Origin of the sequence: Streptomyces sp. NPDC000151 (genome assembly GCF_040301705.1) — a bacterium.
GTDB lineage: Bacteria > Actinomycetota > Actinomycetes > Streptomycetales > Streptomycetaceae > Streptomyces.
Genome location: NZ_JBEPFC010000230.1, coordinates 1 through 7,183, shown reverse-complemented (window position 1 = coordinate 7,183; position 7,183 = coordinate 1). Strand labels below are relative to the sequence as shown.

At 70.1% G+C, this 7,183-nt stretch carries 7 protein-coding genes; all 7 read right to left on the bottom strand.

Features of this window, described 5'->3' with window-relative positions:
- Window positions 1–279: 279 nt before the first annotated feature.
- A complete protein-coding gene (locus ABT381_RS34275; protein ID WP_351601512.1) occupies window positions 280–750 on the bottom strand; it encodes a Dps family protein in 471 nt (156 codons plus the stop codon).
- Between the two features lie 216 nt (window positions 751–966).
- Window positions 967–1,350, bottom strand: coding sequence for a helix-turn-helix domain-containing protein (locus tag ABT381_RS34270; protein ID WP_030260616.1), 384 nt, complete (start codon window positions 1,348–1,350; stop codon window positions 967–969).
- A gap of 109 nt (window positions 1,351–1,459) precedes the next feature.
- Window positions 1,460–1,948, bottom strand: coding sequence for a CinA family protein (locus ABT381_RS34265; protein WP_351601515.1), 489 nt, complete (start codon window positions 1,946–1,948; stop codon window positions 1,460–1,462).
- A 119-nt stretch (window positions 1,949–2,067) separates the two neighbouring features.
- Window positions 2,068–2,760: a CDP-diacylglycerol--glycerol-3-phosphate 3-phosphatidyltransferase gene (pgsA, locus tag ABT381_RS34260; RefSeq protein WP_351601507.1), complete on the bottom strand. Its 693-nt coding sequence runs from the start codon at window positions 2,758–2,760 to the stop codon at window positions 2,068–2,070.
- Window positions 2,757–4,253, bottom strand: a complete 1,497-nt coding sequence (gene rimO, locus ABT381_RS34255) for a 30S ribosomal protein S12 methylthiotransferase RimO (RefSeq protein ID WP_351601505.1) — start codon at window positions 4,251–4,253, stop codon at window positions 2,757–2,759. Before rimO ends, pgsA begins: the two co-directional genes overlap by 4 nt.
- A 149-nt stretch (window positions 4,254–4,402) precedes the next feature.
- Window positions 4,403–5,209, bottom strand: coding sequence for a helix-turn-helix domain-containing protein (locus ABT381_RS34250; RefSeq protein WP_351601503.1), 807 nt, complete (start codon window positions 5,207–5,209; stop codon window positions 4,403–4,405).
- Window positions 5,210–5,423: 214 nt separating this feature from the next.
- The coding region (locus ABT381_RS34245; RefSeq protein ID WP_351601500.1) for a DNA translocase FtsK at window positions 5,424–7,183 on the bottom strand (1,760 nt) is incomplete at its 5' end.

Genomic DNA, 7,183 nt, shown 5'->3' with positions numbered 1-7,183 from the left:
GTCCCGGGCGGCTCGGCGCCCGCGCCCCGGACCGGGTGCCGGGAGAAGAAGCCGCGCCATGCCATGACTGCCTCCTCCGGTCGACGGTAGTCGGCCATGACCCTCCGGCGGGAGGGCGCACCGGGGCACGAACGGCGCGTTCCGCAACGCACGACACGCGCTCGGACGGAACCGTTCCCCGACCGGTCCGATCCGGCTCCGGAGTCTGTCACCGGCTGTCGGACCGCAGTCAGCTCCCGGCACTACGGGGCGGAAGCGATCGAACCACCGGAGAGCGCCTCAGGCCGCCTCGGCCTGGAACATCCAGTGATGCTTCTCCAGGTCGGCGGTGAGACCGATCAGCAGATCCTGGGTGACGGGGTCGGGCTCGTCGGTGGCGGAGATGCGTTCCCGCATCCGCTCGATGACGGAGCCGAGCGCCCGTACGAGGGTGGTCACCGCGTCGTTGTCCTTGATCCAGCCGGCGTCGACGGCGCCGATCCCGCTGGTCTTCGCGACCGTCTCGGCGCGACCGTCGGGGTTCACGCCGATCGCGGAGGCGCGCTCGGCCACCGTGTCGGCGTGGCCGCGTGCGCTGGCGACGACATCGTCGAGCTGGAGGTGGACGGACCGGAAGCGCGGGCCGACGACGTTCCAGTGGACCTGCTTGGCGAGGAGCGACAGGTCGACCAGGTCCACCAGCGCTCCCTGAAGCGCGTCGCCGACCGTCTTGCAGTCGCTCTCGGACAGCGTGCTGTTGACGACAGGCATGTATTACTCCCGTTTCAAAGCGAATGGTCCGTTTTGGCCATCGTACAAACGATGCCCCATCACAGGAAAAGCCGCAGTTCGGACGAGGATCTTCGTGGCGCGCTCCCGCTCCAGCAACACGCTGCGGCAACACGCTCCGGCAACACGAAGACCCCGGTGGGCCAGTGCCCACCAGGGTCTTCTTCATGCCTGCAAGCGATCTCCGGGACCGCGCGGTCAGGCCGCTACGACGTCCACGGCCTCCGCGGGAGCCTTGATCGTCACGCGCTCTTCGGGAACGCCCGTCAGCGAAGTGACGGACACGGCGTTGAACGTGGGGCGCACCGGCGTCGGCACCGGCTCGCTCGCGGCCGCGGACCGGGCCAGCTCCGCGAGTGCCAGCTCGTCGCTGACCTCCCGCATGAGCTCGGACATCCGTACGTCCAGCGCATCGCAGATCGCCGAGAGCAGCTCGGAGGAAGCCTCCTTCTGCCCCCTCTCGACCTCGGACAAATAGCCGAGCGACACCCGGGCGGAGGAGGAGACCTCGCGCAGGGTGCGGCCTTGACGCTGACGCTGTCGGCGCAGCACGTCACCCAGCAGGCGACGGAGCAGAATCATCGCTGGCTCCCTCCTCGGACCTCGGATCCGGATCCTTCTCGCCCCACCGTACCGCCTCGGGCCTCAGCCGTGCCGGGAGCGAGTTCGTGTTCACTCAGGGCTGTAAACATCAGATACCCCCGTGATGTTCCGTATCCTTTGCCCGCGCATTTTCTGTCAGTTCGCTCAACAGCAGATCCACTACTGCGATGACGCTGTCCCGGCGGATCCGGTCGCGATCCCCGTGCAACGCCAGTCGGCGCACTTTTCCCTCACCGTCGGGCCCGGTGACCGCGACGTGGACCGTGCCGACCGGCTGCCCGTCCTGCGGGTCGGGGCCGGCGACCCCTGTTGTGGCAATACCCCAGTCGGCGCCGAGCACGCGTCGTACACCCCGTGCCATTTGGCGGGCGACATCGGCGTCCACCGCACCACGGGTGGCCAGAAGCGCGCCGTCCACACCCAGTACGAGGCTCTTCAGTTCGGTCGCGTACGCCGTGACCGAGCCCCGGAAGCACCGGGAGGCACCGGGAACCGCGGTGAACTCGCCCGCGACCAGGCCGCCCGTCAGGGATTCGGCCACGGCGAGCGTCTGCCCGCGCTCCGTCAACGCCGCCAGCGCCCGCGCAGCGCCCTCCCGGGCGCCGGAGGCGGCAGAAGGCCCGGCGGACGCGTCGAGGCCGTCAGCGCGCGTCTCAGAGCTTTCCTGGGACCCGCGCGCAGCCTCCGTACCACCACTCACCGCGTCGACCCCCGACCGGAGGGCTCCTCACCGGACCGCGCCCGGAGGGCCTCGCGCGACTTGGCCAGCCCGGCCCGGCGCAGTACGACGGCCTGCTTCACGTAGTCCAGGCCCGTGACGACGGTCAGCAGCACGGCCACCGCCATCACCCACCAGCGCAGCGTGGCCAGCGGGCCGGTGAGCACGAGGACGTACATCCCGACCGCGGTCCCCTGGGCGAGCGTCTTCATCTTGCCGCCGCGGCTGGCCGGGATGACTCCGTGCCTGATCACCCAGAAGCGCATCACCGTGATGCCGAGCTCACGGAAGAGGATCACTCCGGTGACCCACCAGGGCAGGTCGCCCAGGATCGACAGGCAGATCAGCGCGGCGCCCATGATCGCCTTGTCCGCTATGGGGTCGGCGATCTTCCCGAAGTCGGTGACCAGGTCGTACGCGCGCGCCAGATGCCCGTCGAAGAGATCCGTGATCATGGCGACGGCGAAGGAGGCCCAGGCGAACGAGCGCCAGGCGGGGTCGTACCCGTCGCCGTGCATCAGGAGCAGCACGAAGGCCGGTACCAGGACCAGCCGCAGCATCGTGAGGATGTTGGCGATGTTCCACAGCCCGGCCTGCCGCCGGACGGTCTTCGGCCGTCCGGCCCCGCCGGCGGCGGAAGCACCTGCGGCGGAAGCCGGGACTCCGGTCATCTGCCCGCCTCCTCGGGACACCCGGCGCCGTGCTCGGCACTGAGCGGCAGCGGCTCCGCGACGAGGTCCACGCCCTCGGTCGCCACCACCTTTGCTTCGACCATACGACCTGGGGCCAGGTCCTGGCCGGTCGTGAGGAGGGTGACGCCGTCGGTCTCCGGGGCCTGGTGCGCCGCGCGGCCCACCACGCCGTCCTCGTCGTCGACCCGGTCGACCAGCACGGAGACGGTCTCGCCCAGGCGCTCCTCGGCGCGCTGCGCGGTCAGCTCCTCGGCCAGCCGGGAGAGGTGCGCCAGGCGCTCGGCCACCACGTCGGGGTCGAGCTTGTTCTCGTACCCCGCCGCCTCGGTGCCGTCCTCGTCGGAGTACCCGAAGACGCCGATGGCGTCGAGTCTCGCCTCGCTGATGAAGCGCTCCAGCTCGGCGAAGTCCGCCTCGGTCTCCCCGGGGAAGCCGACGATGAAGTTCGAGCGGGCACCGGCCTGCGGCGCCTTCGTACGGATCTGCGCGAGCAGGTCCAGGAAGCGGTCGGTGTCCCCGAAGCGGCGCATGGCGCGCAGCACACCGGGAGCGGAGTGCTGGAAGGACAGGTCGAAGTACGGAACGACCTTGTCGGTGCCGGTCAGGACGTCGATCAGCCCGGGCCGCATCTCGGCGGGCTGGAGGTAGCTGACCCGGACGCGCTCGATGCCGTCGACGGCGGCCAGCTCCGGGAGCAGCGTCTCCAGGAGGCGGATGTCGCCGAGGTCCTTGCCGTACGAGGTGTTGTTCTCGGAGACCAGCATGACCTCCTTCACACCCTGCTCGGCCAGCCAGCGGGTCTCGCCCAGCACGTCCGAGGGGCGGCGCGAGATGAAGGAGCCGCGGAAGGACGGGATGGCACAGAAGGAGCAGCGGCGGTCGCAGCCGGAGGCGAGCTTCACCGAGGCGACGGGGTTGTTCCCCAGGCGGCGGCGCAGCGGGGCGCGCGGCCCGGAGGCGGGCGCGACGCCCTCGGGCAGGTCCTCGGGGGCGGACTCCAGTGCGTCACCGTGGCCGGGGAGTGCGACCCCGGCGCCCTGGCGCTCGGCGGGGCTGATCGGCAGCAGCTTGCGCCGGTCACGGGGAGCGTGGGCCTCGACGCTGCCGCCGTTCAGGATGGTCTGGAGGCGGCCGGAGATGTCGGTGTAGTCGTCAAAGCCGAGCACGCCGTCGGCCTCGGGCAGCGCCTCGGCCAGCTCCTTGCCGTACCGCTCGGCCATGCAGCCCACGGCCACCACGGCCTGGGTGCGGCCGTGGTCCTTCAGATCGTTGGCTTCCAGCAGGGCATCGACGGAGTCCTTCTTGGCGGCCTCGACGAAACCACAGGTGTTGACGACGGCGACATCGGCTTCGGCGGCTTCCTCGACGAGCTCCCAGCCGTCCGCTGCCAGGCGGCCTGCGAGCTCCTCCGAGTCCACCTCGTTACGGGCGCAGCCAAGAGTGACAAGGGCGACGGTACGGCGTTCGGGCATGGCGCCCAGCCTACTTCGTCCCGGACGTCCCCATGCCTGGGAGGGTTCCCCGCACCGCCCCGCGCCCGGTCATACAGCCGCCCGCCGCCTCTCCTGGAGGGGCGACGGGCGTTTTCCCGGCGTTTCCCCGGAAGACGGCGGGCGCTCGGTCAGCCGGCCTGCGGATCACCCGGGGTGTAGCTCAGGCGCTCCACGGAGCCCTTGTCGCCGATCTCCTTGACCTCCTTGCCGTTGACGTACAGCTGTACGGCTCCGGCGTTACCGAGGACGAGGTCGATCCGCTTCTTGTCGGTGAAGGTCTTGGACTCGCCCTTGCGGAGCAGGCCGTCCTCCAGGAGCTTGCCGTTGGCGTCCTTGGCGGAGATCCAGCTCTGCCCGTCGCGCGCGGTGATCTTGATGGTCACCTTGTCCTTCGGCAGGCCGGCGATGGCGCTGTCCGAGGGATCGGGCTTGGGGTCGGCGGGCTTGGCGGTCTTGGTCGGGGACGGCTTGACGGTCGGGCTCTCGCCCACATGACCGTCGGCGACGGAGGCCTCCTGGCTCTTGTCGCCGTCGCTGAACAGCGTGAACCCGACGAAACCGATCACGGCAACGATCGCGGCGACCATGGCCGCCGTCCAGTTCGGACGGCGCGGCTCGGGGCGGATGCGCTCCGCCTCGAAGAGCGGCGCCGCCGGGGTCGGCGCGGGCCGGCCGCCGTGCTCGGCGTCGTACTGGGCGATCAGCGGGGCCGGATCGAGGCCTACCGCACGCGCGAGTGTTCGAATGTGGCCGCGGGCGTAGACATCCCCGCCGCAGCGCGAGAAATCTTCCTGCTCGATCGCGTGCACGATGGGGATGCGCACCCGCGTGGTCGTACTGATCTCGTCGACGGTCAGTCCGGCGTCGACGCGGGCCTGCTGGAGGACACGACCGACGGAAGGCCGGTCGTCTTCAGGGGAGTTGCCGATGGACACGGGGGCGCCTTTCGAGCGTGTAGCCACCTGCTGGATGTTCAGTCTAGGGGTGTACCGAAAGGGTCGGGCAAGCGGGAGAGCGGACTTTGTACGCCATCGGAAGGCTCCCCGGTGCGCACCGAGAGCCCGACGGTCGCGCGTCGATCCGTCTCTTCCATCAACTTGACGTATCGGCAGAAGAAACGGTTGCTTGCGATCTCTTTCGAGTGACTTGTCAGTGAGCCTCCCCCCGAATCACCGCAAGCACTCCCTCCAGATCCTCCAGCTTCACCAGAACATCGCGCGCCTTGGAGCCCTCGCTGGGCCCCACGATGTCCCGCGACTCCATCAGGTCCATCAGCCGCCCGGCCTTCGCGAACCCCACCCGCAGCTTGCGCTGCAGCATCGACGTGGACCCGAACTGCGTGGAGACGACCAGCTCGGCCGCCTGGCACAGCAGGTCCAGGTCGTCGCCGATGTCCTCGTCGATCTCCTTCTTCTTGCTCTGCCCGACCGTGACGTCGTCGCGGAAGACCGGGGCCATCTGCTCCTTGCAGTGCCGGACCACCGCCGCGACCTCCGCCTCCTGCACGAAGGCGCCCTGCATACGGGTCGGCTTGCTCGCCCCCATCGGCAGGAACAGGCTGTCACCCTTTCCGATGAGCTTCTCCGCCCCCGGCTGGTCCAGGATGACCCGGCTGTCGGCCAGCGAGGAGGTCGCGAAGGCGAGCCGCGAGGGCACGTTCGCCTTGATCAGGCCCGTGACCACATCCACCGACGGGCGCTGCGTCGCCAGCACCAGGTGGATGCCGGCCGCGCGCGCCAGCTGGGTGATCCGGACGATGGAGTCCTCCACGTCCCGCGGCGCGACCATCATCAGGTCCGCCAGCTCGTCCACGATCACCAGCAGGTACGGATACGGCGACAGCTCGCGCTCGCTGCCCTCGGGGGCCTGCGCCTTGCCGCTGCGCACCGCTTCGTTGAAGTCGTCGATGTGCCGGTACCCGTACGCCGCGAGGTCGTCGTAACGGAGGTCCATCTCGCGCACCACCCACTGCAGGGCCTCGGCGGCCCGCTTGGGGTTGGTGATGATCGGCGTGATCAGGTGCGGGATGCCTTCGTACGCGGTCAGCTCGACCCGCTTGGGGTCGATCAGCACCATCCGTACGTCCTCCGGCGTGGCCCTGACCATGACCGAGGTGATCAGGCAGTTGATGCAGGAGGACTTGCCGGAGCCGGTGGCGCCCGCGACCAGGACGTGCGGCATCTTCGCCAGGTTCGCCGAGACGTAGCCGCCCTCGACGTCCTTGCCGAGCCCGACCACCATCGGGTGGTCGTCGCCCACCGAGGCGACCGAGCGCAGCACGTCCCCGAGGTTGACCATCTCGCGGTCGCTGTTGGGGATCTCGATGCCGACCGCGGACTTGCCCGGGATCGGGTTGATGATCCGCACGTCCGGGCTGGCCACCGCGTACGCGATGTTCTTCGCCAGCGCGGTGATCTTCTCGACCTTCACGCCCGGGCCGAGCTCGATCTCGTACCGGGTGACCGTCGGGCCGCGCGTGAAGCCGGTGACCGCGGCGTCCACCTTGAACTCCTGGAACACCTTGGTCAGCGACTCCACCACCGCGTCGTTGGCCGCGCTGCGGGTCTTGCCCGGCCCGCCGCGCTCCATCAGGTCCAGCGAGGGCAGCGCATACGTGATGTCGCCGGCCAGCTGGAGCTGCTCGGCGCGCGGCGGCAGGTCGGAGGCGGGCTCCGGCGCGCGCTTGGTGAAGTCGGGGACCGAGGAGGAACGCTCCGGGGAGGCGGCGGGCGGCTCGGCGCCGCGCGCGGGCGGTACGGCGGTGCCCGTCGTCGCGCCGCTGTCCTCGTGGTCGCCGCGGTCGGCCTTGATGCCGCTGCTGATGTCGGCCACCAGGGCCGAGGGCTGGATGCCGTGCAGCACCGCGCCGTCCAGGTTGGCGGCGTACCCGGCGGCCACGTCCACCGCGT